The organism is Thermostichus sp. MS-CIW-30, assembly GCF_054058015.1.
On record NZ_JBSRZW010000001.1, the window covers coordinates 53083 to 76244 of the forward strand.

Below are 23162 nucleotides of genomic sequence, written 5' to 3' on the forward strand. Positions count from 1 at the left end.
TTCACATCCAGTTCCTCAACTTGCTCTTCAGGAGGCGCTGAGCCATCTGCATTTGGATGTGCTGAAAGAACTGGAGCGATTCCGCCTCTGGCAGCGTTTGCAGCGCATGGACTCTGTCCCGCCCCCACGAGCAGGTCAGCTTGGGAATACCAGCTCTGTACAGCGCCCTTCACCTGTGCTCATTCAAGAGGTGGTGGAAGACTTGGAAGAGGAAGAGATGCCGCGGCCCTCCGGGGCCTTTTCGCCCCTCTGGGTCTTGCTGCTGTGGGTGCTTTCCTGCGCGGGGATTGGCTTTGGGGTGCGCTGGCTGATCTGGCCGGAAGAACTGTCCCTGCCCCAAAGTGCTGCCAGCAGGGCGGAAGAAGGGATCCCTGCCCAGCTGGATTTGGCTCAGTTGCCCCTGATCCCACTGGAACCGGTGGAAGGGCAGGTGGGAGAGGAGTTCTATTCTGGTGGCTTGGATCCCGGTCGGTTGTCCCTGGGCTTGGCGGCCACCCCAGACTGGAAGGACTTGCAGGTGGATCCTCTTCAAGGCGTTCCTAACCTGCTGGACAGCCTGCAGACCGACTTGGCCTTGGCTTCCAAGGAACCCTCTCCCCCCAGCTTGCAAACGGTGGAGCAGTTGGCAGCCAGCCTGGAGCGCCCGTCCCAACCTTCATCGCCTACTTCTGCGGGATCCCAGAACGTGGTGCCCCTAAGCGACAACAGCGTAGACTCTCTGGGGCCGAACCGCGGCGAGGGAACCTTCTTGGTGCTCACTACCTACTCGGGAGATGAGAGCTTGGCACGTGCTCGAGAAGTTTCTGATGGGGCCTTTGTCAAAGATGTGAATGGCCAGAAGTTTGTGCAGTTGGCAGCATTTAAGCAACTGGAGTATGCCCGCTATCATGCGGAAACCCTGAAAAATAAGGGCTTTAACGTTACAATTGCTGAGCAGTAACTTTGGCCATCCCGTCACTGCTGACCTGCGCCAAAACCCAATTCATCCTGGTTGGCAGCAAACTTTGTATTTCAGGGATCCCATCTTGGGAGAAGAGCTGGAGTCGATCCCATTGTAGTCATTTCAAGTTAGGTTAAGACGCTTCCCAACTGCTCAGCGGTGCCGCCCAAGCCTTCCACGCCGCTTCCGCGACCACCCCCAGGCAATGCGACGGAACAGTTTCATTCCTCATTACGGTCGTTTCATTCCAACTAGGACACTGCACTCACACCTAAAACAACACTAAAACAAACGTTAAATGCACAGGGCCAGAGGGCTTTTCAAGGACTCCGTCCCGCTGGCGCGATCAGCAGCCCAGGAGTCTCACCCTAACCTGAAATAACTGAAACGACTATAAAATGACTGCGGCCGGCTGAAGACCGGAAAGGGTCTTAAGTTGGTTCGGAATAACTGGCTATAGATCCCGAATCCAAGGGATCCGAGAGAGAGGTAGCCGCCGCCAGATCCCTTCACTTCCTTCTGGATCGAGCAGGCGCCAGGCCAGCAACCCGGTTGCCGAGAGGAAAACCAGGGCCAGCAACAACGCAAGGGCATTCTGTAGGCTTTTCAAAAAGGGCCAGAGGCGGGCTGTGCTCGGCCCCACCTGAGCAGCTCCAGACCGCTGCCGCGCCTGGGCGGGGGGGTTCCCGGAAGCTGGAGAGGAACTCAAGGGACGGGCAGGTGGAGCGAGGGTAGAGGACGTCAACTGGGCGGCAGGAATGGGTGGCCCTGGTAACCGATTCAAAGCCATAACCACAGCCTGAGGGCGCTGCTGCTGACGCATCCACCGGTTCAGCTCTGCCAGAGAGATGGCACAGAGGTTGTTGAGACCCAGACCCTGAATTTGCCCCACCAAAGGCCGGTCGTTGCTGACCAAAACCACCAGCGTTCCCGGCTGCTGCTGGGCCAGGGCATAGGCGCATTCGGCAATCGCTTCTTCCAAACGTACCCTCATGGACTGATCGCCGGCACCAGCACCACCCACCAGGGCACGGGCTTCTGAGACGGCAAACCCTAGACTGGGCCAGTGGCGCAAAAACTCGCGGGCTGTCGATTCTTCTTGGGGATCAATAGCCTGCCGGCTCAGGCGTTCTAGCTCGGCCATCACTGCCTGCGGCAGCACACACACCCCAAATCGAGCCCACTCTTGCCATAGAGCCAGACGACCGGCCAGGATCACCGGGCTATCGAAGACGAGGAGAGGCGGGATCTCGGCCATGGGATGCGCCAGCGTTGGACTTAACCTCAATTGTGCAGCTTCCCCGAAGACTTGGGTAGCAGGGATCCCTCTGCCAGGCAGAGGCGGATGGCCAGTGGGTAGAGGCGGTGCTCCTGGGTCTGGATGCGCCGGTAAAGGGATTCCACGGTATCTTCGGGCAGAACCGGCACGGCTGCTTGGGCCACGATGGGGCCACTGTCCATTTCCAAGGTGACCCGATGGACAGTGCAGCCGGCAATTTTCACGCCGCACTTCAGGGCTTGTTCAACAGCCCGCAGGCCCTTGAAGCTGGGCAGCAGGCTAGGATGCAGGTTCAAGACGCGATCCGGGTAGGCGGACAACAACACCTGGGTAACCAGGCGCATCCACCCGGCCATGATCACCCATTCCACGTGATGCTGCCAGAGCACTTGGAGGATAGCTGCATCCAGGTCTTCGCGACAGGGGTAGTCTCGGTGGTCGAGCAAGACGCAAGGGATCCCTCGCTTTTGGGCCCGCTGCCGCACATAAGCTTTGGGATTGTTGGTGATGACCACAGCAATCTGGGCCTGCAGTTCCCCAGCCTCAATGGCTTGGGCAATAGCTTCGAAATTGCTGCCATTGCCGGAAGCCAAAATGCCAAGGATCCCCGGTTGAGAGGGCACTGGGATCCCGTCGGGATCCGGCCAGAGTAAGCTGGGTAGGTTCATGAGCGCTTGGTGGGAAAGTCTGCAGCCCCGCTATTTTAAACCCAAACAGATTCCCTTCTGGTTCTGGCCAGGTTGATCCAGAGAGGGATCCAAAAACTTGACCGTCGCCGGCTTTGACAGGCGCACCCGCGCCATCGAGCGCTGCACGGATCAAGCCCAAGAGGAGCTGCGGGAGATGCCTCAAGAAATGCGGAAAATGCAGCAGGAGATCCGCGATCTCTCAAGCTCCTCCAAAAATAGGCCAAGTCGATCAAGTCGATCCCAGCAGTTGAGGCCGGATCTTATGGACTCCGTCCCACTGTGGCGAGCGGCCACCTGATCTAGAGTGGGTCTAGAGTGGGAAAGCATGGGCAGTGGGTGTGAGAGCATGGCTCCTTTGCAACGACGACGCCGGCGGTTTTGGATTTGCAGCATGGTAGTCATCCTGTCCGGGTTTATGGGATCCCTGCTGGCGGGATCAGCGCAGAACCTGGGAGCACAAGCCCAGCAGGGCCTGACTCAAGCCCAACTGGAGCAAGCTCAATATGTGCGCAGTTGTGGTGGTTGCCATGTGGCGTTGCCCGCCCAAGTGTTGCCCACTGAAACCTGGCGACGGCTGCTGCAGGATCCCAACCACTATGGCCAGCAGATCCAGCCCCTGAGCGGTGTGGCTTTACAACTGGCCTGGGGCTATTTGCGGCCCAACTCCCGGCCCCTGCGACAGGGGGAACAGGTGCCCTATCGCTTGGCAGATTCTCGCTATTTCCGTGCCCTGCATCTGCAAGTGGAGTTTCCCACTCCTGTGCGGGTGAGCGCCTGTGTGGATTGTCACCCCAGGGCCAATGGGGGGGATTTTGCCAGCCTCTCTGCAGAATGGCAATCTTGAGGAGCGCAACTGAGGCAATGCAGGTGGATCTGGCCACCATTCTGGCAGGCTATGCCCAAGGCTACTTTCTGATGGCCGACGAAGAGACGGGATCCCTGGCCTGGTACGGCACCGACCGGCACGCGGTGATCCCCCTCGATGAGCGATTCCACTGCCCCCGTTCATTGCGGCCCTTGGTGCGCAGCAATCGCTTTCAGGTGCGGCTGAACTGTGCTTTTGAGCAGGTGGTAGAGGGCTGTGCCGCTCGTCCCCAAACCTGGATTAGCCCCGAGCTGAAGCAGATTTACGCAGCTCTGCACCGGTCTGGCTTTGCCCACAGCTTTGAAACCTGGCAGGGAGAGACCTTGGCAGGCGGGATCCTGGGTATTGCCCTTGGAGCGGCGTTTATCGGCGAGTCGATGTTCTACCGCATCCCCAACGGCTCGAAGGTGGCCTTGGTGAAGTTGGTGGAGCACTTACGGGAGCGGGGCTTTCGCCTATTCGACGCTCAGTTGATGAACCCGCACCTGGCCCGTTTTGGTGCCTTTCTCATGGATGGACAAGAGTACCTGAAGCTATTGCAGCAGTGCCTGGGGATCCCTTGTCGGTTCAATTAAATCTGCAATGTTACGATAGCCGCCGACAAAACATTGCAGCGGCTCTTGGTGGAAAATAGAAAGGGAATCCGTCCCGCTGTTGCAGGCGGATACATCCTGTGGTGGGCCCACACATGGGATCCGATGGGGAGGTTGCCATGAGCCAAAAGCTTCTGTTTGTCTGTCTGGGTAACATCTGTCGCTCTCCTACTGCTGAGGGCATCACCAATCACCTTTTGCGCAGCAGCGGCCATAAGGAAGCAATTATCTGCGACTCAGCAGGTACGGCAGCCTATCACATCGGCAGCCCCCCAGATAGGCGCATGCAACAAGCAGCCCGATGCTATGGCCTAGAGCTACAAGGCAAGGCCCGCCAGATTCGACCTGCCGACCTGCGCGAGTTTGACCTGATCCTGGCTATGGATCGACAAAATTACCGCGACATTCTCAGCTTGGATCCCCAGGGAAAATATGCCGAGAAAGTGCGCCTGATGTGCAGCTATTGCCGCTCTCATTCTGACGAAGAAGTTCCGGATCCCTACTACGGGGGTGAGGCTGGATTCCATTACGTGATCGAGCTGCTCTGGGATGCCTGTAGCGGCTTGCTGGAATCCCTGGTTCCCGGGATCCAATGCCCACCGTTGCCGCCCCGTGCTTGAGAGCTTGTGTGTTTACTTATAGTCAATTCAAATGGCGATGAGACGGTAGCCAGTACAATAGCTCCGTTCGCGATAGTCGTTCCGAATAAGTCTGGGACATTTGCCCTGCCTTCGATCTCTAACCGGCCAACACAAACATACCCCTTATCTGTCTCCCAAAGCAGACTATGGGAACCTGGGATCCCCAAGTTGCTTTCCTGCAGTCTGAAACAACCATATATCCTGGCCCAGAGGGATCCTCATCTAACTTAATTGCCTCTATTTCCGATCTTACTCTGTTCTGCCAATCTCTAGAAGGCACGAACCACCTCCCGGAGAACGGATTCTTGCAGATAGGGCTTGAGGGAGTCAGGCGTACCTAGATCAACCGGACTCTCTAAAATTTCCTCTAGATATCGTTTCAAGCGTGCAAAAGTGAACAATCCAACTGGACGGTCAAACTCTACTAGCAGATCGATATCACTGTCTGTTTGCGCTTCATCCCTTGCTACTGAACCAAAGAGCATTAGAGACTTTACGCCAAAGTCCTTCAGAGTGTTCTGGTGATTTGCCAGTAATGTAAGGACTTCCTGTTTTTGCATTACCCAACCTGCAATGAAAAGAAAAGTCCATTAGGAATTATAGCTCACCTATTTCCTCTCAATTACGACTCAAACAAAGATTCATAACGCTTTGCAGGTCGCAGGCACAGTTGAGCCGAGGCACACCTTGCAGAGGACAGGGATCCCTGGGTTCCCGCAATGAGGGCATTTGAGCTTGCTCATCATCTTGTCTCTGGGTACATCTAACGGCACGCACATCTTGCCTTGCCATTAACAGCCAGTTCAAGAAACTTGTCGTCTTTGGGATCACGACACGTCGCCACGCGCTCTACAATCTCCACCAAGACGCCATCTCTAACGAAAGTGCTCAAGAACTCCATCCGTTCTTCCTCGGTTATATACCTTTCAAATCCTTTGCGCCGCAGGACATCGCTCAATTCTTCTTCTTTACACGTGGGGTGGGAACACAGTGTGACTTGAGGGGGGAGAAATCAACCCCGTCATCCCTCACCGTGAACCTTAGCCTCCCTGCTTGCAGTGGCACCCTGCATGTCTTATCAAGGAACCCATCCCAAATCGGATTCTCGATTTCGGTCCCGTACCTCATTACGCATCTCCCCCCCGCCTTACCCGCCACTTCGATGGTCGTAGAGCCGAAGGCGAAGAAGACCAACCGCCGCTCAGGAGTACACGCGCCGAAATCGATCTCAATATCAGCGCGCCCTCCCTGAGCGTGAGTCGGTACAGATGTCAGTGGCAAGACGAGCAGCGCCGAGGCCATAACCCTGAGAGCTATACATCTCTTCATCGGCAGACTTCTCATTATGAACCGCATCGATCAGCCATCTAACGGCCTGCGCTTCACCTGCGCCGCGAAGCGCAGCGGAGCGGTGTCAGGTGGAAGCGCGTGTTGGGCGGCGTAGTTGTTGTTCATGGTCTGTACTTCCGGTTTAAGGTGTCTGCCGCCCATGCTAAGGCGATTGAAGATTCATCGGTAACATGAATCCAAAACCTTGCGCCAAAATTATTTTTATCTTGGAACGTTCCTATAAGCTTGCCATCTTCTTCTCGAACATAGAATCCAATACCCTTAATTGATTTCTGCTTGTCGTAAGGCAATGAGTTCGCTGTTACTATCCATGGGTTTTCCCGCCAAACTTTTTCCACGAAATCTCTAAACCCAATTGGGTAATGGTCATCTCTAAACGATGGCTCTTTTTTATTTTCGGCTGGTATTAGTCTTACCGGCTTTGGGTTGCGGATACGAAAACCTGTTAAGTAAATCTGCCCTATCGGACTTAATTCGTAAACAGACTCCCCATCAACAACAATCTCTGCCAATAAAACACGAAGCTTTTCGTCAATTTCACCTAATTCACTGCGCGAAAACGCTCCGCCGCGTTCAAAGTCTGTTAGTACATCTGCATTTTGTGCAAGAATTTCGTAGTCGAATGATATGGGCAACGGAGGAAAATCTATAATTTCCGAAAATCTCTCGTGTTTATAAAAAACAGGTATGTTCAATGCCTGCCCAACAATAACGGCTATTGCTATTTGCGCTTTGTATCCGCCAGTTGCGTCAATGGCGACATATTCAGCACCACCAAATCTTTGTATATATTCGCCAGCTTTGCGAACAAGATTTCTTAAGCCGTGAACTCTAAAATCTGTGGGGCGCTCATCTTGAAGATTATCAACAGTTTGATATTCGAGATTTCGTAAATTGAGGTCGGTACGTCGTTCAAAATAGCGCTTTAGAAATTCTCCTGTGTTTTTTCCTTTAGGAGTATCCGAAACAAGAAAAATTAGATTTTCAAGTTCAAGCCAGCTTTTTCTTCGGGCTTCTTCTATTGTGTTGATTTCAGCTATTGTGTTGATTTCAGCGCCGCACACTCTGTCGGTTGGCGAGACTCTAAGCATCTCTTCAGCTAAATTTGTCCAATTTTGTTCATCATAAGCCTTGCGAATATTTTCCCAATTTGATGGCACATTGGGTGTAGTTGCTGACAAACGACTTAAGTTGCCTTCAAAAAGACTTGTTCCAACCGTGCATATCAAAGTATTTCTCTGGGGCATAAAATCTCTCCCAACTTGAACTTAGGCGAAGCCGCCCAACGTCTGAACTCACCCGCGGCCACTGGCTTTGGATGATATGAACAGCTTAGCATACGGTCGGGTGCAGTGACTTGTTATGTTGTGTAAATTTTTCCACCGATCGGTTCAACTACCCACAGACCCCAGCGCCCCTTCACCAACAACCTTGACTAGGCACAAGTCTAGCGCTGGCAACATAACGGCCGAACTCACCCGCCACCCCAAACCAAGGATCCCAATCAGTAATCTACCTCAAGGTCGGGTGCAGTGACTTGTTATGTTGGGTGACTCTCTCTACCTAGATCTATCTGGATCCTCCAAGACCAGCCTCCCCAGGGATCCTTTGACCCAATCATCCACAATCTACCAGGGCTGGCAATATAACGGCTGAATTCACCCGCCACTAGTTTTGAGTAATGGATGGATTATAGCATCAGGTTGGGTGCAGTGATTTGTTATGCCTCAACCCTTCCATAATTCATATCCCTTTCGTTTTTCTTCTTGAATATTGTCAATTGACAGCCCCACATACAATAAAATCTTTTCAGCGTCTTTTCTCGCATCATAGCTACTAAACTTTTCATTTGACAGAGGAATAATTTCCCCCGAACCTGTTCGCAGAAAAAGAGAGTAAAAAAGTGTTTCTCCATCATCAAGCTCCTCAATAATTACAGAACGAAGTTCATTTAAGCTCCAAATTCTAGGTTTATAGAGATATCGCTTTATGCTCAAGTATCCTGCGACTCTCTGAACAATTCTGTATTTTTCTTTGTCAAAGGTGGTAACTTTTTCGTGCCCAAGAAGAATACAACCACATAAGATTGAAATAAAAAGAGACAGAAGTGCAAGCCCTAGCCAATAAGTAGATATAATTCTTTGAATATTTGGGATTATAAGCAGAACCTGAATAATCGAGTTATAAAAAGCAAATCCACTTAAAACACCTATAAGCAACCAAATGAGTTGAAATGCAATACCATTATCACCATACTGTATTCTATCTCTAATTTGGCATAACGGCTAAGCTCACCCGCCACCAGTAGTTTTGAGTAGTGATTGGATTGTAACATCAGGACGGGTGCAGTGATTTGTTATGTTGTGTAAATTTTCACTAGTCGCTTCCACTACCCACCGACACCAGCGCCCCCTCACCAACAACCTTGGCTAAGCACAACTCTGGCGCTGGCGACATAACGATGGCGATCAGCTGCGGCGCGGAGCGCCGTCAGCTGCATCGCATTGTTATGCGGCAGGCTGACTAACTTGGCCGTCACGGTGAACGAATCCGGTGACGCTGTCGCCAACATGCAGCCTGACCATCTTGCCGCGCCTTGCCAGATAGCGAGGCCCCGCAGCGATAAGTACGATGATTCCCCAGCACGTAATTAGCGCTCCAGTGATGTTGACCACGAACGGCGAGGAAATATCCGAGGTAAAAGCGACGTCGACCGTAGCATGAAAAATCGCCACAACGAGAATGCTGCCACGACTCTCGTTATAAAGCCATGTGAGCAATACCGCACCCGTGAGCAAGCTGAAGAACCAACCGGTGACGCCTGGCACATTCATGCTGGTATAGCCGGGGCGGTAAAAGAAAAGCGGCAGGTGCCAGAGCGCCCATCCGCACGTAAGTAGCAGCGAAGCGACCAGAGCGGAATGGCGGGTTTGCAGTCGAGGAAGGGCGAACCCTCGCCAGCCCGCCTCTTCGCCAAAGCCGAACGAGACAATGTTGTAAACAAGGAATCCGAGAGCTGAAAACTGCAAGAATTCGCGTGATCTGCCGACGCCCGACAGCGACACGCTCTCCCCATTCAGCAGCGATGCCGCAACGACGGCGAGTGCAAGAAGAACATAGGGGGCAAAGAGCGCGACTGCGACCCAGACGAGTCTCCCGCGCCACAAACCCATGCGTCGTAGCAGATCCGCCGGTCCCGCCAGCCCGGTTTCCATGGCGGACACGAGGAAGGCTGCGGTGATTGGCCCCAAGGCGCCGAGTGCATGGTGATAAGGAATTACCGGCAACCCGTGTATGCCAAACGCAGGCAGCCACAGCGGTGCCCAGAGTACCCACGAAATGCCATAGGCGAGAGCAAAGAACGTTGCAAGAGGGTGACGACGACACATGCTCGATGGTCGCATGGTTTCAGAGTACACCGGGAGGTCCTGCCGCATAACGGTGAAGTTGTGTGGCGGCAGATAACCTTAGAATACCCACCAATAACCTCTGTTCCGTCCGCACCAACGCAGTGTTAGATGCCTGACAACCTGACAACTTTAACAAACTTTACCTGACGACCCTTGACCTTATATCAAAGTATAAGGTTTACTATGAGCTTATCAGGCTGTAATGGAGTGATGTCAATGTTTCAAGTGGGGGAAGTCTCGCGTCTGTTAGATATTAATCCACAAACCCTTTACTTTTATGAGCGAATTGGGTTAATTCCATCCCCACAGCGCACAGAAGCAGGGTATCGGCTATTCAGTCAACAAGATGTGGAGCGGCTTACCTTTATTACACGGGCTAAATCTTTGGGGCTTAGTCTAGATGAAACTAAAGACATTCTTGCGTTAAAGGATGGGCGATCGCTCACTTGTCAGGCGGTTTATGAACGTCTCAGCAAAAAAGTTAATGAAATTGAAGATACGATTCGCCAATTACAAATTCTTCATAATGAGCTAACACCACTGGCTCAACAGTGCTATGCCAATTTGCAAAAAAATGATCAAGAATGCGTTGTCCTAGATCAGTTTCAAGTCAAGCCTTTGAGAAATTAATGCTATTGCGATCTGACGTAAACATTGGGAGGAAAATTCTTATGAAACCGATCACAGTTGAAGTACTGGGAACAGGCTGCAAAAAATGTCAGCAACTAGAAGCTAATGCCAGAGAAGCGATCGCTGCACTTAACCTAGAAGCAGAAATTTTTCACATTACTGACCCCATTGAAATTGCCAAGCGAGGAGTTATGTCTACACCTGCACTGACTGTTAATGGTAAGGTCGTGGGTAAAGGTAAAGTGATGACCAGTGAGGAAATTCAGCGACTCTTACAGATGTAGAAGAGAGGACAAACAATGTTCGATCCGTTTTATCCATTCGACTGGCTGGCAACACAGATCGTCACTCGTCTATTAGGACTGTCAGTTGAATCTCATCTCGGAGCTAGCTTGCATTTTTTCCTTTACGATGTCCCCAAAGTTTTGACCTTATTGATTGTTATTAGTTTTGTTGTGGGAACATTTCAGAGTTTTTTGCAACCTGAAAACGTGCGGCAATGGTTAGAAGGTAAGCGCACTTTGGGCGGAAATATTCTAGCGGCGATGGTGGGGATTGTCACACCTTTTTGCTCTTGTTCTGCCGTACCCCTATTTATTGGTTTTTTGGAAGCAGGTATCCCTCTGGGTGTGACATTTTCTTATTTGATTTCTGCCCCAATGGTAAATGAAGTAGCTGTTGTACTGTTGTGGGGGTTATTCGGGTTAAAAGTCACACTTCTATATATTGGCTTTGGGGTTGGATTAGCGATCTTAGCTGGTTATATCATCGGATGGCTCAAGTTGGAAAAATGGGTTGAATCTTTTGTATGGCAATTTCAAAAAGCCCACCAAGACAATGCTCAAGAGGACAACCTTAACGCCAATCATGTCACTTGGAAACAGAGGTTTCAGCAGGGATGGTTTCAGTCCAGTGAAATTGTGCGATCGGTATGGCTTTATGTCGTTGTCGGTATTGCGATCGGTGCTGGAATTCATGGCTATGTCCCAACCACTTTAGTTACACAATTAGCAGGGTCTAGCAACCCATTCGCTGTTCCTGTTGCTGTAGTGTTGGGTGTACCTCTCTATGCAAACATTGCTGGTGTTATGCCAATTACCGAAGCATTGGTTAACAAAGGAATGCCGATGGGTACTGTATTAGCGTTCACAATGGCTGTGACGGCTCTCTCATTGCCTGAGATGGTCATCCTGAGAAAAGTTCTTCGCCCTCAACTTTTAGCTGTGTTTATTAGCCTAATGACTTTTGGAATCATCAGTATCGGCTACCTGTTTAATGCACTCCTTGTCTAACTACCCCTTTGCTCTCAATCAGGACTGGGAGGATAGCCACAACCAGGGAATAAGGGCATCTAACGGTTGAACTCACCCGCCACCAGTATAGCTAAGCATACAAAGGTTGGCATGATATGGGTCGCTGGGCGTAGCCCCACATTGGTTTCCCAGAATCTTAAGGCGACAACCTTAACCTACCTAGCTATAGTTTTGGGTAATGACTAAAGTATAGCTTCAAGTCGGGTGCAGTGATTTGTTATGTTGCACTTACAATTGGTAGCAAATATTGATACGAGTTTCTAATTTGCTATTCAAAATCTTCATCATTAATCCTTTTCAATGAGGATTGATTGAATGCTTTAAAGGTTAGATTTGGGTACTGTTGCACAATAGCTCTCAATTCTTCAAAAACTGGGCTCGCACCCTCAACCCCAGTTACAACGCACCAGATACGCGCTCGTGTAAGTGCAACAAAGGCTTCGTTACGCTTCTGTAGTTCTGACTCTCCTCTCCAAGCTAATGGCTGGGTAGCACAATGAAATCTGCAAGCATAAACCTTCCACGCCTCATTGCCCTTGGCTCGGAAAATTGTTGAGATCGTGATGCAGTTATCCATGCGAAAGATATCCAGATTTGTATCAACACCTGCAATAACGCTTTGGATACCTCGCCTTGAGAGTTTAGATTTTATTGCTTCAAAGTACTGCTGTTCTTTATCACCAGTGGGGCAAGTAATCAACAAGTCCCAAGGGTCGAAGCCTAACTTCAGATCTTCCTCCACTTGTTGAGCAATCCATTCCTGCTCTTCCAACTCATCCGAAAAAGTCTGGATGCGTAAAGGTGAGCCTAAAGCGTCCTTGTGAGGAAAATCATCACTGTCTATGGGGTGAGGGCTGTTTTTTGCCTCGCGCGTAACTGTGACTGTTTTGCCAGCTTTGACACTTGCATCTGAAAAATCTCCATCCAGAACAGTGTAACCTAGTTTTTCCCAATCCTCTTTGTTACTCACTCCTTGCAAACAACCCTCTTGTCGCAGTAAGCCCATGTTGATAGCGTGAGCAGCCATGAGAAGCATTTTAGGTGTTCGGTAGCATCGGTTTAAATTGTGTGCCTTGCGCAGTCCTCCTTCGTAGGTAGGGCTGGTTATGGTTCCATCAGGAAGTTTGTTCCCACCTAAATCTACTACTGGTGTTCCATCTGGATTAAGCCCAAAGATATGCAAAGGACGAGGTACCGTCAGGGTTCCAATCCCCTGTGCTTCGTCGTATGCCCAATAAAGTCGTTTTGGGTCAGATAAACTTTTATAAGCTAATCGATAGAAGGATGGGGGCAAATCCTGTCCTTCGTCTATCAAGATCGCATCAAAAAGTACAGGTATGTTTGGTACATTTTCTTCTAAAGAATCACAGATGTATTGAAAAGCTTCTGACGGAGAGCAGGAGCGTCCAAGACTATGTTTAACGTCGTTGACACTCAGAGGACGTATTCCCGATTTTTGGGCTAAGTTACGGTAGAAACCGTTACGCTCTCTTGAACCCCAAGCATGTAGTACTTGTACATTGTGCCAGTCTGGTTCTACATCTCCTTCATCTTGCCGAACCATTTCACGATAGTAAAGACCAATTAAACCTATGATTTGGTCGTAAAGTGCCCGTGTAAAAAAAACAAAAGCAATTTTCCAGTCAGGGTGCGCGGCATGGATTTTTGCGGCTCTCTTGGCAAATAGAACGGTTTTCCCTGTTCCTGCTAATCCTCTAACACGCTGAGGGCCATCTGGAACCTCAAAAGCTACCTTTTGCTGTTGATCGTCCAGAAAACGAAGGCGAGATTCCAGATAATGGATGACTCTTAAAGGATTTTCGGGTGGTGTTCCTGTGGGTATGGCTCTAGCTTCTTGTCTTGGTAGCGAACCGCCCAGTAAAGCAACTATGTTTTGCCACTGTTCATCAGATAGAGGACGCTGTGGATTTTCGCAAGCGCCCAACTGTAGTTTTTCTCGGAGAGTCGATGGCTTCAGATCCTCCTCCAGCAAAACAACGCCATGGGTACACGGCAAGTCAGAAAATCCTTTATCTTGCCATTCTTGCTCTTTAACAAAGGGTAATACCACTCTGTAGTGTGAGGCGACCAGTCCTCGTGTTTCTCTTCGTTCTGTGAGTTTCGCACTTATTGCAAACATGCCATCCTCAGCTTGAAGCATAGGCAATTCCTCTTCCCTATGCCAATTAGTCATTTTCCACTGATGCCCTTCGATACTTTCAATGTTAGCGATACTGCACCCTTTACACTCAAATACCCACAATCCTAAATCTCTGTGCATAAAGATAACGTCAGGTTCTCTGGTGAGATTGCCTGTGCGTTTAAAAATTGGATACCTAAAGTAAGCTACGCATGGCTCATTCTGAAATGTCTTTTTGAGGCATTCCCAAAACTTTTTCTCTGCTGTGTTTGGGTTAAGTGGAGCATAGTTCTGGAACTTACCTTCTGACATGCTGTCTCCAAATGACTAAACTAAATCTATTTGACTAATAAGACAAGCAATATAACGGCTGAACTCACCCGCCGCCAGCAGTTTTGGGTATTTCTCGAATTTTAACATCAGGTCGGGTGCAGTGACTTGTTATGTTGTGTAAATTTTTCCACCGATCGGTTCAACTACCCACAGACGCCAGCGCCCCTTCACCAACAGCCTTGACAAGGCACAGCTCTGGCGCTGGCAACATAACGGCCGAACTCACCCGCCACCCCAAACCAAGGATCCCAATCAGTAATCTACCTCAAGGTCGGGTGCAGTGACTTGTTATGTTGGGTAACCCATCAGCCCCAAAAGCATCAGGATCCCCAGCCTCGTTTTGTCCAAGTGGTGCGGAATGGACCCCAACGGAAGATTTTTCTGAATCGCCAGCTCATAGAGTGTGTTGTCCTTTCATAATCGCTTGCCAATTTGGTAACCGAGCACGGCGCCTGCCACGAAACCCCAGAAACCCAAAACTAATGCACCGACGATTCCGAGTATTAATCCGCCAAGGATGCCGTGGGAAGAATCAAATTTCTTTGACGGAGATGTGGTCGATGACGGAGTACCACTAGGAGTAGCACGTTTGCCCGAATAGATAGTATTAAAATGGGAAGAATCAAATTTCTTTGACGGAGATGTGGTCGATGACGGAGTACCACTAGGAGTAGCACGTTTGCCCGAATAGATAGTATTAAAAACTGATTCGTCAGGTTGTGAAATTGGGCGTCGAATCTGTGGAGATAGCGATACAGACGGCTTGACTCCAAGCCATTGGCGAGCTTCTTCCTCGCCTGACAATATTTGAACTTGAGACGGAAGTTCAATTGTCATCTGCAGTCTGTCCCGATACAGTCTGTCCCGATACCTACCAATTACGCCAGTAACTTTGACCCACTTGTGAACGAGAGAAAGAGGATCAACTTTATCACGGCGGAACGCATCCAGGGAAGTCGACCACAAAACAAGTGTAAAGGTTTGGTGTGGGTAAGAACCGAAGTTGAGGAATATGTAAGGTTGTCCGTGCTTAGTTTGTGCAGAATGGTAATCGGTAATCAGTCCGATTACTTCCACCCGGTCGCCGATATGTTCTGAGAGTGAGCCAGAAAGAGAAGCGTCAATGACTGGATACTGGCTGCGCCTTTGGGGAACAGTAACGGCTGGAGCGGGAGGGCGGACTGTGATCTTTGGAAAGGTGAAGTTGCCAGAAATGAACTGATCAAGAGACGGAACTTTATCGAATTCGAGCCTGCAAACACCCCTGAATCTCTCCACAAGAGGGGCAAGTTGGGAGATTCTAGAAATGTCAATGAGAAGTGGAGATGACTCGACATCTGCAAAGTCATTTGAGCAAAATAGGATATTCTCGCTGTTGTTGTACTTGTGCCAGAGAGGGGGCGAAGCGGCGACCGCTGAAAGACCGAGATATATCACGATGGCCGAAAACCGGTCAATCGTTGAATTGTAATGAGCAGCGGTTCTTGAAGGATGCTGATAGTTAAGATGTCCGATCTCATTTGTCTTAAGGCTGGAGAGTTCGGGGAGGTAGAATCCATCGTAATCGATAAGGTAGAGCTTCCCTTGCTTGACGAGAATATTACCATGCTGGAGATCCCCGTGAGCTACTTTGAGGCTTTCGAGACGTTGCACCAAATCGACAAACTCTGGAATGAGCTTAGAAATCTCTCCAGGCTTAGAGATATTGATATTGCGGTCGATGAAGGTGTTCAGAGTTTCGCCATCGAGCCACTGCATCTTTATGATGGGATGCCACTGGTTGCCAACTCTAATTCCTTCATTAAGACAAATGGCCTTTACAAAAAAACCGTCTGTACAGGTTTGCAGGAACCGCCCAATAGCTTCATAGCGTCTCTGCAAATCTGGAATGGTTCTGGTGAAACAGCGGACTGCCCAATGTTGCGAATGATTTTTGAGATGAAATGTGGTTGTGAACCCTCCGGAGTAAGGCTTAGGAATTCCGAACTGATCAGGTTCTGGGATGGAAACCTTTAATTCCGGATCGCTGAAAGCTGTGTTGGGGTTTTGAACTGCAGCTAAGTATTCATCGCCTCTTGGTAATGGCATAACAAATTCAGAGCCTCACTAAGAGTAAGGTGATGTCATCATTTTTCAGGCGGGTAGAACGACGCGCATCATTCGCCCACGCTTTGAATGATTCCTGAGGCGACGAATTCTCGGTAAAACCGTAGAGAATGTTCCAGGGCTTTTCATTGTTCTCATGCTCGGTGAGGAACCAACACGCGAGGGCATCTGTGGCAAGTAGCAAGAGATCGCCTGATTGCCATTCTGCAGTTTGGCGCTTGACTTTCTCCCAGAGTTGCGAATTGCGGGCCAAATTGGTGGAAAGCAAAGTCGGAGAACTTCCAAATTCGCTTGCGCTGGAAATGGGAAAAGAGAGGACAAGATCATCATTGCGGACTTGAAAGAGACAACTGTCACCGACTGCTATTGCTGACCAAGATCCCGATTCGTTTGAATCGTTTGAGTTTGAGGTGAGTTCGACGCCGAGCAGCGTTGCGAAGGCTCCAAGGCGAACCTTTTCTTCTGCAAACCAAGGCAATGGTCTACGGTTTACAAAAGTGTGCCATCGCTTCGATAATATTTCCGTGCGGGCCTGCAGAGCCTGGATGTTCGTGAAGCGTTCTTTGACAAAAGCACGAGTGAGCATCTTAGCCCAATCGGATGCAAAAGAACTCTCAGTTGCACCGTCGGCAATAGCTATTGCAAAAGTCTCCTGATCGATTATGCCATCTATTTTGGGGGCGAAAGCGTCCTCGTAATCGGCTTCTTCATTGCCAAGCTTTTGCAGCCAGAAATGGTGTAGTGAGAGTCTCATAGGTTCCAAAACTAGCGCAGATTGCTTGGACGCGTTCCAATATCCAAGAAACGAATTACCGAAACGATATCAGCGTTGAAAACAAACCCACGGCTTGCCTCCGAGATATGATATCCTTCCTGTTTTGCTGCATTCTGGATGTGTGTTGGCAGTATGCTCGACATACTGAAGAGTAAGCGGGCAAACTCATCGGGCAGTCCGCTATCGGAGTCTGGAAATTCAATAGGATTAGCCTTCTGAGAAGACAAGTGAACATTGAATAGCAAAACGTTACCATCAGAGCTCGCTAATGATTTGATTTCGTTTGCAGCATCAGAAGGGTTTCCATCTGTCGCCTCACCGTCTGTTATGTTTATCACAATGGGAGGAAAGCAGGAAGGGTGCTGGGCAATCCAGTCTTGAACGATCGTCTTGGCCTGCGTTAATGCTTGGCACATTGGAGTTCCTCCGTTAGCGACGGGATCAAACCAAATTGGGAACTTGATAGTCTGTTCCACGAGCCCGCCGGCTCCATCATCCACTTTCTTGCTACGCTCCTCGATTCGAGCCGGTGAATTTGCGATTTGGCTAATGGGTGATAAATCCTTGCCAGCGAGAGAGCCCATAAAGGCTGAACCGACTGAAGCACCATAACCAATTACGCCAACATAGTAATAGTCTCGAACTCCATCGCTCTTGGCACACTTGATGACTAAGTTTTGAAGCAGCTTGTTGATTGCATCGGAGACACCATCCGCTTTTCTTTTGTTTGGCCCACTACCACCGAACGGGTCTGACATCGATCCCGACTGGTCAATGAGGAACAAGAAACAACTCGGATTGGCTCGACTAATTTCGGCTTGATATGGCATTGCGATTTCCTTTCAGATTATTACATTATTAATTGTTGACTTGTAGAATGCAGAGCCGCACTTTCACATAACGTCTCGGCAAACAACGCCGCCGTTTTGCGAACTAGCTTCCGGTACTCGAATCGGGACAGCGCCATGGCGAAGGTGAATCCAAGAAGAAGGGCAAGCAGTCCCAGGGTTGCCGCTTGAATGCTCCCGATCTGAATTCGCGTCAGCTCGTTTTGTGCTTGGCGTCCTCTGCGACCGAGTTTGTACCCCGAGCCCGCAGCGATCACCATGCATGCAAGCAGCGCGATGGCGATCAGTGCCACTGGTTGGTGATAGAGCAACTCGGTCGTCATTAAAAGCTCCCTGTCGCCTAACATGTGTTTCTGCAGCTAGATGACTGATAATCACCTAAGAAGCAGACTTTTCCATCGCCTAGTGTAATGCTGCCCTAATTTGTCTGTATAGTCAACATTTTGAGCGATAATTACCTCCAAAGGGTTTTTATCTGGCTGAATGAGCATTAACACACCCATACCTAGACTCAGAAAGCTCCTGGAGCAAGTCAGCTAGAAATCGCAGGATCCGCACACTGTACTCATAAAGTCAGTGTCGGGAGGAATGTGCAACTTTATTTGCTCTATGTTATGATAATAGTGCGGACACCAGAAACGGTTATTTAAGGCACTGGCAACGGTCGATTGGGGCTGCCGTAAACCAGCCTAGAGGTCCGGGCTTGTCTTGTTCTCTGGTAGAGCAGAGCAGGCCCAGGGCTACTAAAAGCCTACTCTGTACCGCTAAAGCGGTACGGAGTCGGGTAGTTTACTTGCCACACCTTCCGCCATAGTTTTGCCACTCATCTCCTGCAAAACGGCTACGACATCCGCACCGTCCAAGAATTGTTGGGCCACAAAGATGTCAAAACCACCATGATTTACACCCATGTGCTGAATAAAGGCGGGCGCGGGGTGAGAAGTCCATTGGATCCTTAGAAGGGGACGCTCTCTGGGGAAGGGATCCTCTTCCCCTTTACAGTACCTCAGCGATCATTGCGAATTATTACGACCTTGCCGCCATGCTCCCAGCAGGGATCCGTTTCTCTGGTAGAACGGGAAACAGACAATAGGGGATCCTGCCTATCGCGTCAGCGGGACGGAGTCCTTTCGCGTCAGCGGGACGGAGTCCTTTCGCGTTAGCAGGACAGAATCCTTTCCCCGGTTTACCCAATTTTTGCATTGCACGACGGAGAGCGACCGCATGTTTACTCTGGTTAAGCCCATCACCCGCCACGTTACCCCTGCCGAGGTAGGGGATCGCCGCTTGATGAAGGTGGTGTATGTGGTGTTGGAGCCGCAATATCAGAGTGCCCTGACGGCGGCTGCGCAGCGCATCAATGCCCACAACTCCAAGCTGGCGGTGGAGCTGGCCGGCTACCTGGTGGAGGAGCTGCGGGATCCCGCGGGCTATGAGGCTTTTCGGCGGGATCTGGAAACGGCCAATGTCTTTATTGGATCCTTGATCTTCATCGAGGACATTGCCCAGAAGGTGGTGCAGGCGGTAGAACCCCTGCGGGAACGGCTGGATGCGGTGGTGGTGTTTCCCTCCATGCCGGAGGTGATGCGCCTGAACAAGATGGGAGCCTTTTCTATGGCGCAGCTGGGACAGTCCAAGAGCGCCATTGCCCAGTTCATGCGCAAGCGCCAGCAGGGATCCAACTTCCAGGAGGGGATGCTGAAGCTGCTGCAGACGCTGCCCAAGGTGCTGAAGTATCTGCCCTTCGACAAGGCGCAGGATGCCCGCAACTTCATGCTCAGCTTCCAGTACTGGCTGGGGGGATCCCGCGAGAACCTGGAGAACTTTTTGCTGATGTTGGCGGATCGCTACCTGCCGGGGATGCGGGATCAGGTGCAGTTTGCTGAGCCGGTCACCTACTTGGAGATGGGCATCTGGCACCCCTTGGCGCCGCAGATGTTTGCCAGTCTGGCGGAGTATTTGGATTGGTACAACGCCCGCGAGGATCTGCCGCAGGACGTGAAGGATCCCTTGGCTCCCTGCGTGGGGTTGGTGTTGCAGCGCACCCACCTGGTGACGGGGGATGATGCCCACTACGTGGCCATGGTGCAAGAGCTGGAGTCGCGCGGGGCGCGGGTGGTGCCGGTGTTTGCCGGGGGTCTAGATTTCTCCAAGCCGGTGAACGAGTTTTTCTGGAACGCGCAGAAGACAGCGCCCATTGTGGATGTGGTCGTGTCGCTAACCGGGTTTGCCCTGGTGGGAGGGCCGGCGCGGCAGGATCACCCCAAAGCAGTGGAAGCGCTGCAACGGCTGAATCGCCCCTACATGGTGGCGCTGCCCTTGGTGTTTCAATCGACGGAGGAATGGGCTGCCAGCGACCTGGGCCTACACCCGGTTCAGGTGGCTTTGCAGATTGCCATTCCCGAGCTGGACGGGGCAATCGATCCCATCATCCTCTCAGGGCGGGATGCGGCCACCGGCAAAGCCCATGCCATGCAGGATCGGATTGAGTTGATCGCGGCGCGGGCCATTAAATGGGCCAACCTGCGACGTAAGCCCAAGCTGGAGAAGAAGATCGCCATCACCGTCTTCAGCTTCCCACCGGACAAAGGCAATGTGGGGACAGCAGCCTACTTGGATGTATTTGCCTCTATTCACCGGGTGATGCAGGCCCTGGCCCACAACGGCTATGACCTCGGCCCCGTTCGCGACAGCGGGACGGAGTCCTTGCTGCCCAAAACCCCGCAGGAGCTGATGGAGTCCATCCTGCACGATCCCCAGGCCCAGTACGCCAGCCCGGAGCTGAATGTGGCCGCCAAACTGTCGGTGCGGGAGTACGAGGCGCTGACACCCTACGTGAAAGCCATCGAGCAATACTGGGGGCCAGCGCCGGGGCACCTGAATACCGATGGGCAAAATCTGTTGATCTACGGCAAGCACTTTGGCAATGTGTTCATCGGGGTGCAGCCCACCTTCGGCTATGAAGGGGATCCCATGCGGCTGCTTTTTTCCAGGTCAGCCAGCCCCCACCACGGCTTTGCCGCCTACTACACCTACCTGGAGAAAGTTTGGGGGGCGGATGCGGTGTTGCACTTTGGCACCCATGGATCCCTGGAGTTCATGCCGGGCAAGCAGATCGGCATGTCGGGCGAGTGCTATCCGGATAATCTAATTGGATCCCTGCCCAACCTGTACTACTACGCCGCCAACAACCCCAGTGAGGCCACTATTGCCAAGCGGCGGGGCTACGCCTGTACCATCAGCTACCTGACGCCGCCGGCAGAAAACGCCGGCCTCTACAAGGGGCTGCAAGAGCTGCGGGAGATGATCGGCTCCTACCAAACCCTGCGGGAGGGGGCGCGGGGCATCGCCATCGTCAACGCCATCTGCGACAAGGCGCGGCTGGTGAACCTGGACAAGGATGTGGAGTTGCCCCAGGGGGACGCCGCCCAGTTGAGCTTGGAAGAGCGGGATAGGGTGGTGGGCAAGCTCTACGCCCAGCTGATGGAGATCGAGTCGCGGCTGTTGCCCTGTGGTCTGCACGTCATTGGAGCGCCCCCCACGGCAGAGGAGGCGATTGCCACCCTGGTGAGCATTGCCAGCATTGACCGCCCCGAAGAAGGGATCCTCGGCCTGCCCCGCATTCTCGCCCAAAGCCTGGGCCGGGACATCGACGAGATCTACCGCAACCGGGATCGGGGACACCTGGCGGATACGGAGCTGCTGGATCGCATCAACAAGGCCTGCCAGAAGGCGGTGGCGGCGCTGGTGCAGGAGCAGACCGACGCCCAGGGCCGGGTCGCGCGGGTGGCCAAGCTCAACTTTTTCAACATGGGCCGGCAAGCCCCCTGGTTGGCAGTCCTAAAAGAAGCGGGCTACCCCCAGGTGGATCCGGATCTTTTGAAGCCCTTGTTTGAATTTCTGGAGGAGTGCCTCAAGCAAATTACGGCAGATTATGAGCTGGGATCCCTGCTGCGGGCCTTGGAAGGGGAGTACATTTTGCCGGGGCCAGGAGGGGATCCCATCCGCAACCCCAATGTGTTGCCGACAGGGCGCAACATCCACGCTTTGGATCCCCAGTCTATCCCCACGGCAGCCGCCATCCAGTCGGCGGAGATGGTGGTGGAACGGCTGCTGGCTCGCGAGATGAGCAGTAACGGTGGCCGGTACCCGGAAACCATCTCGGTGGTGCTCTGGGGCACCGACAACATCAAGACCTACGGGGAGTCGCTGGCGCAGGTGCTGTGTTTGCTGGGGGTGCGACCCAAACCCGATGCCCTGGGGCGGGTGAACAAGGTGGAGTTAATCCCCTTGGAGGAACTGGGCCGGCCCCGCATTGATGTGGTGGTGAACTGCTCGGGGGTGTTCCGGGATCTGTTTGTTAACCAGATGGACCTGATCGACCGGGCGGTGAAGCTGGCGGCCGCAGCGGTGGAGCCACCGGAGCTGAACTTTGTGCGCAAGCACGCCTTGCAGCAGGCAGAAGAACTGGGGCTGACGTTGGAGCAGGCGGCAACGCGGGTCTTTTCCAACGCTTCCGGATCCTACTCCGCCAACATCAACCTGGCGGTGGAAAACAGCTCCTGGGAGGACGAGAGGGAGCTGCGGGAGATGTACCTATCCCGCAAGTCCTTTGCCTTCGGCTCGAATCTGCCCAACCAGCAGATGCGACAGCTTTTTGAAGCCAGCTTGAAGACGGTGGATGTGACCTTCCAGAACCTGGACTCCTCGGAGATCAGCTTGACGGATGTCAGCCACTACTTTGACTCGGATCCCACCAAGCTGGTGCAAAGCCTGCGCCCCGACGGCAAGGCCCCCTCGGCCTACATGGCAGATACCACCACGCCCAACGCCCAGATCCGCACCCTGAGCGAAACCATCCGTCTGGACGCCCGCACCAAGCTCCTCAACCCCAAGTGGTATGAGGGGATGCTCAAGCACGGCTACGAAGGGGTACGGGAGATCGCCAAGCGGCTGGTCAACACCTCCGGCTGGTCAGCTACGGCAGGCGCGGTGGACAACTGGATCTACGAAGAAACCAACGAGACCTTCATCAAGGATGAGGCCATGCGGCAGCGCTTGATGAACCTCAATCCCCACTCCTTCCGGCGCATTGTCGGATCCCTGCTAGAGGTGCATGGGCGCGGCTATTGGCAGACTTCCCAGGCCAATATCGAGCGTCTGCAGGAGCTGTATCAGGAGATCGAGGACAGAATCGAAGGGGTGGAGTAATTAATATGGTTGTTTCAGGTTAGCGTGAGACGTCTGGGC

General features: G+C 51.9%; 21 protein-coding genes and 1 pseudogene. 10 read left to right on the forward strand and 12 right to left on the reverse strand.

The genetic code is table 11. The features are described from left to right. The first annotated feature begins 58 nt into the window (after positions 1 to 58). The gene (locus ACVWXW_RS00270) at positions 59 to 940 is read left to right on the forward strand and encodes a hypothetical protein (RefSeq protein ID WP_457402106.1); all 882 of its coding nucleotides are present in this window, start codon (positions 59 to 61) and stop codon (positions 938 to 940) included. A 454-nt stretch (positions 941 to 1394) separates the two neighbouring features. On the opposite strand, the gene ACVWXW_RS00275 is transcribed toward ACVWXW_RS00270, so the two are convergent. Both ACVWXW_RS00275 and purN read right to left on the reverse strand, forming a co-directional pair. Further along, positions 1395 to 2198: a PIN domain-containing protein gene (locus ACVWXW_RS00275; RefSeq protein WP_457402108.1), complete on the reverse strand. Its 804-nt coding sequence runs from the start codon at positions 2196 to 2198 to the stop codon at positions 1395 to 1397. 26 nt (positions 2199 to 2224) lie between these two features. Then, positions 2225 to 2887: a phosphoribosylglycinamide formyltransferase gene (purN, locus tag ACVWXW_RS00280; protein ID WP_414352200.1), complete on the reverse strand. Its 663-nt coding sequence runs from the start codon at positions 2885 to 2887 to the stop codon at positions 2225 to 2227. 97 nt (positions 2888 to 2984) lie between these two features. Between purN and ACVWXW_RS00285 the strand changes: the two genes are divergently transcribed. From ACVWXW_RS00285 to ACVWXW_RS00300, 4 genes are all read left to right on the forward strand, one after another. Further along, positions 2985 to 3206 carry a hypothetical protein gene (locus ACVWXW_RS00285; protein ID WP_011432538.1) on the forward strand — a complete coding sequence of 74 codons (222 nt, stop codon included), beginning with the start codon at positions 2985 to 2987 and terminating at the stop codon, positions 3204 to 3206. 93 nt (positions 3207 to 3299) lie between these two features. Next, entirely contained in the window at positions 3300 to 3752 is a 453-nt protein-coding gene (locus ACVWXW_RS00290; protein ID WP_414357960.1) for a hypothetical protein, read from the forward strand. A 17-nt stretch (positions 3753 to 3769) separates the two neighbouring features. After that, entirely contained in the window at positions 3770 to 4348 is a 579-nt protein-coding gene (aat, locus tag ACVWXW_RS00295) for a leucyl/phenylalanyl-tRNA--protein transferase (protein ID WP_457402257.1), read from the forward strand. Positions 4349 to 4485: 137 nt separating this feature from the next. Further along, positions 4486 to 4986, forward strand: a complete 501-nt coding sequence (locus ACVWXW_RS00300; protein WP_011432541.1) for a low molecular weight protein-tyrosine-phosphatase — start codon at positions 4486 to 4488, stop codon at positions 4984 to 4986. Positions 4987 to 5276: 290 nt separating this feature from the next. Here ACVWXW_RS00300 and ACVWXW_RS00305 read toward each other — a convergent pair whose 3' ends face one another. The 5 genes from ACVWXW_RS00305 to ACVWXW_RS00325 all read right to left on the reverse strand — a co-directional run bounded on the left by ACVWXW_RS00305 (position 5277) and on the right by ACVWXW_RS00325 (position 9776). Beyond that, the gene (locus tag ACVWXW_RS00305; RefSeq protein WP_011432542.1) at positions 5277 to 5567 is read right to left on the reverse strand and encodes a nucleotidyltransferase family protein; all 291 of its coding nucleotides are present in this window, start codon (positions 5565 to 5567) and stop codon (positions 5277 to 5279) included. Positions 5568 to 5770: 203 nt separating this feature from the next. After that, positions 5771 to 5965 carry a PIN domain-containing protein gene (locus ACVWXW_RS00310; protein WP_202943711.1) on the reverse strand — a complete coding sequence of 65 codons (195 nt, stop codon included), beginning with the start codon at positions 5963 to 5965 and terminating at the stop codon, positions 5771 to 5773. 493 nt (positions 5966 to 6458) lie between these two features. Next, entirely contained in the window at positions 6459 to 7604 is a 1146-nt protein-coding gene (locus tag ACVWXW_RS00315; RefSeq protein WP_457402111.1) for a putative CRISPR-associated protein, read from the reverse strand. Positions 7605 to 8084: 480 nt separating this feature from the next. Then, positions 8085 to 8576, reverse strand: a complete 492-nt coding sequence (locus ACVWXW_RS00320) for a hypothetical protein (protein WP_457402112.1) — start codon at positions 8574 to 8576, stop codon at positions 8085 to 8087. A 288-nt stretch (positions 8577 to 8864) separates the two neighbouring features. Beyond that, entirely contained in the window at positions 8865 to 9776 is a 912-nt protein-coding gene (locus ACVWXW_RS00325; protein ID WP_457402114.1) for a CPBP family glutamic-type intramembrane protease, read from the reverse strand. A gap of 207 nt (positions 9777 to 9983) precedes the next feature. Here ACVWXW_RS00325 and ACVWXW_RS00330 point away from each other — a divergent pair, with 207 nt between their 5' ends. Genes ACVWXW_RS00330 through ACVWXW_RS00340 form a run of 3 tightly spaced genes read left to right on the forward strand, consistent with a single transcriptional unit; the run spans position 9984 to position 11689 of the window. Next, positions 9984 to 10397: a heavy metal-responsive transcriptional regulator gene (locus ACVWXW_RS00330; RefSeq protein ID WP_457402116.1), complete on the forward strand. Its 414-nt coding sequence runs from the start codon at positions 9984 to 9986 to the stop codon at positions 10395 to 10397. Positions 10398 to 10438: 41 nt separating this feature from the next. Beyond that, entirely contained in the window at positions 10439 to 10681 is a 243-nt protein-coding gene (locus ACVWXW_RS00335) for a thioredoxin family protein (protein ID WP_457392600.1), read from the forward strand. Positions 10682 to 10696: 15 nt separating this feature from the next. Further along, positions 10697 to 11689: a permease gene (locus ACVWXW_RS00340; protein ID WP_457402118.1), complete on the forward strand. Its 993-nt coding sequence runs from the start codon at positions 10697 to 10699 to the stop codon at positions 11687 to 11689. A 289-nt stretch (positions 11690 to 11978) separates the two neighbouring features. Here ACVWXW_RS00340 and ACVWXW_RS00345 read toward each other — a convergent pair whose 3' ends face one another. The 5 genes from ACVWXW_RS00345 to ACVWXW_RS00365 form a co-directional block, all read right to left on the reverse strand. Continuing rightward, on the reverse strand, positions 11979 to 14162 hold the full coding sequence (locus ACVWXW_RS00345; RefSeq protein WP_457402120.1) for a DEAD/DEAH box helicase: 2184 nt from the start codon (positions 14160 to 14162) through the stop codon (positions 11979 to 11981). 435 nt (positions 14163 to 14597) lie between these two features. Beyond that, positions 14598 to 16271 carry a hypothetical protein gene (locus tag ACVWXW_RS00350; protein ID WP_457402122.1) on the reverse strand — a complete coding sequence of 558 codons (1674 nt, stop codon included), beginning with the start codon at positions 16269 to 16271 and terminating at the stop codon, positions 14598 to 14600. Positions 16272 to 16278: 7 nt separating this feature from the next. Further along, positions 16279 to 17043 (reverse strand): protein phosphatase 2C domain-containing protein, encoded by a 765-nt coding sequence (locus tag ACVWXW_RS00355; RefSeq protein WP_414388693.1) that lies wholly within the window; start codon positions 17041 to 17043, stop codon positions 16279 to 16281. Between the two features lie 11 nt (positions 17044 to 17054). After that, positions 17055 to 17894 (reverse strand): VWA domain-containing protein, encoded by an 840-nt coding sequence (locus ACVWXW_RS00360; RefSeq protein WP_457402124.1) that lies wholly within the window; start codon positions 17892 to 17894, stop codon positions 17055 to 17057. 20 nt (positions 17895 to 17914) lie between these two features. After that, positions 17915 to 18235 (reverse strand): hypothetical protein, encoded by a 321-nt coding sequence (locus tag ACVWXW_RS00365; protein WP_457402126.1) that lies wholly within the window; start codon positions 18233 to 18235, stop codon positions 17915 to 17917. A 468-nt stretch (positions 18236 to 18703) separates the two neighbouring features. Here ACVWXW_RS00365 and ACVWXW_RS00370 point away from each other — a divergent pair. Further along, a pseudogene (locus ACVWXW_RS00370) lies at positions 18704 to 18871 on the forward strand (tyrosine-type recombinase/integrase); the annotation flags it as partial. Positions 18872 to 19136: 265 nt separating this feature from the next. Continuing rightward, positions 19137 to 23123 (forward strand): magnesium chelatase subunit H, encoded by a 3987-nt coding sequence (locus tag ACVWXW_RS00375; protein ID WP_457402127.1) that lies wholly within the window; start codon positions 19137 to 19139, stop codon positions 23121 to 23123. The last annotated feature ends 39 nt before the right edge of the window (positions 23124 to 23162 follow it).

Coding starts and splice junctions, on each gene's coding strand:
- ACVWXW_RS00275 (WP_457402108.1), bottom strand. CDS start 2,198: ATGGCCGAGATCCCGCCTCTCCTCGTCTTCGATAGCCCGGTGATCCTG.
- purN (WP_414352200.1), bottom strand. CDS start 2,887: ATGAACCTACCCAGCTTACTCTGGCCGGATCCCGACGGGATCCCAGTG.
- ACVWXW_RS00290 (WP_414357960.1), top strand. CDS start 3,300: ATGGTAGTCATCCTGTCCGGGTTTATGGGATCCCTGCTGGCGGGATCA.
- aat (WP_457402257.1), top strand. CDS start 3,770: ATGCAGGTGGATCTGGCCACCATTCTGGCAGGCTATGCCCAAGGCTAC.
- ACVWXW_RS00300 (WP_011432541.1), top strand. CDS start 4,486: ATGAGCCAAAAGCTTCTGTTTGTCTGTCTGGGTAACATCTGTCGCTCT.
- ACVWXW_RS00305 (WP_011432542.1), bottom strand. CDS start 5,567: ATGCAAAAACAGGAAGTCCTTACATTACTGGCAAATCACCAGAACACT.
- ACVWXW_RS00315 (WP_457402111.1), bottom strand. CDS start 7,604: ATGCCCCAGAGAAATACTTTGATATGCACGGTTGGAACAAGTCTTTTT.
- ACVWXW_RS00330 (WP_457402116.1), top strand. CDS start 9,984: ATGTTTCAAGTGGGGGAAGTCTCGCGTCTGTTAGATATTAATCCACAA.
- ACVWXW_RS00335 (WP_457392600.1), top strand. CDS start 10,439: ATGAAACCGATCACAGTTGAAGTACTGGGAACAGGCTGCAAAAAATGT.
- ACVWXW_RS00340 (WP_457402118.1), top strand. CDS start 10,697: ATGTTCGATCCGTTTTATCCATTCGACTGGCTGGCAACACAGATCGTC.
- ACVWXW_RS00345 (WP_457402120.1), bottom strand. CDS start 14,162: ATGTCAGAAGGTAAGTTCCAGAACTATGCTCCACTTAACCCAAACACA.
- ACVWXW_RS00350 (WP_457402122.1), bottom strand. CDS start 16,271: ATGCCATTACCAAGAGGCGATGAATACTTAGCTGCAGTTCAAAACCCC.
- ACVWXW_RS00355 (WP_414388693.1), bottom strand. CDS start 17,043: ATGAGACTCTCACTACACCATTTCTGGCTGCAAAAGCTTGGCAATGAA.
- ACVWXW_RS00360 (WP_457402124.1), bottom strand. CDS start 17,894: ATGCCATATCAAGCCGAAATTAGTCGAGCCAATCCGAGTTGTTTCTTG.
- ACVWXW_RS00365 (WP_457402126.1), bottom strand. CDS start 18,235: ATGACGACCGAGTTGCTCTATCACCAACCAGTGGCACTGATCGCCATC.
- ACVWXW_RS00375 (WP_457402127.1), top strand. CDS start 19,137: ATGTTTACTCTGGTTAAGCCCATCACCCGCCACGTTACCCCTGCCGAG.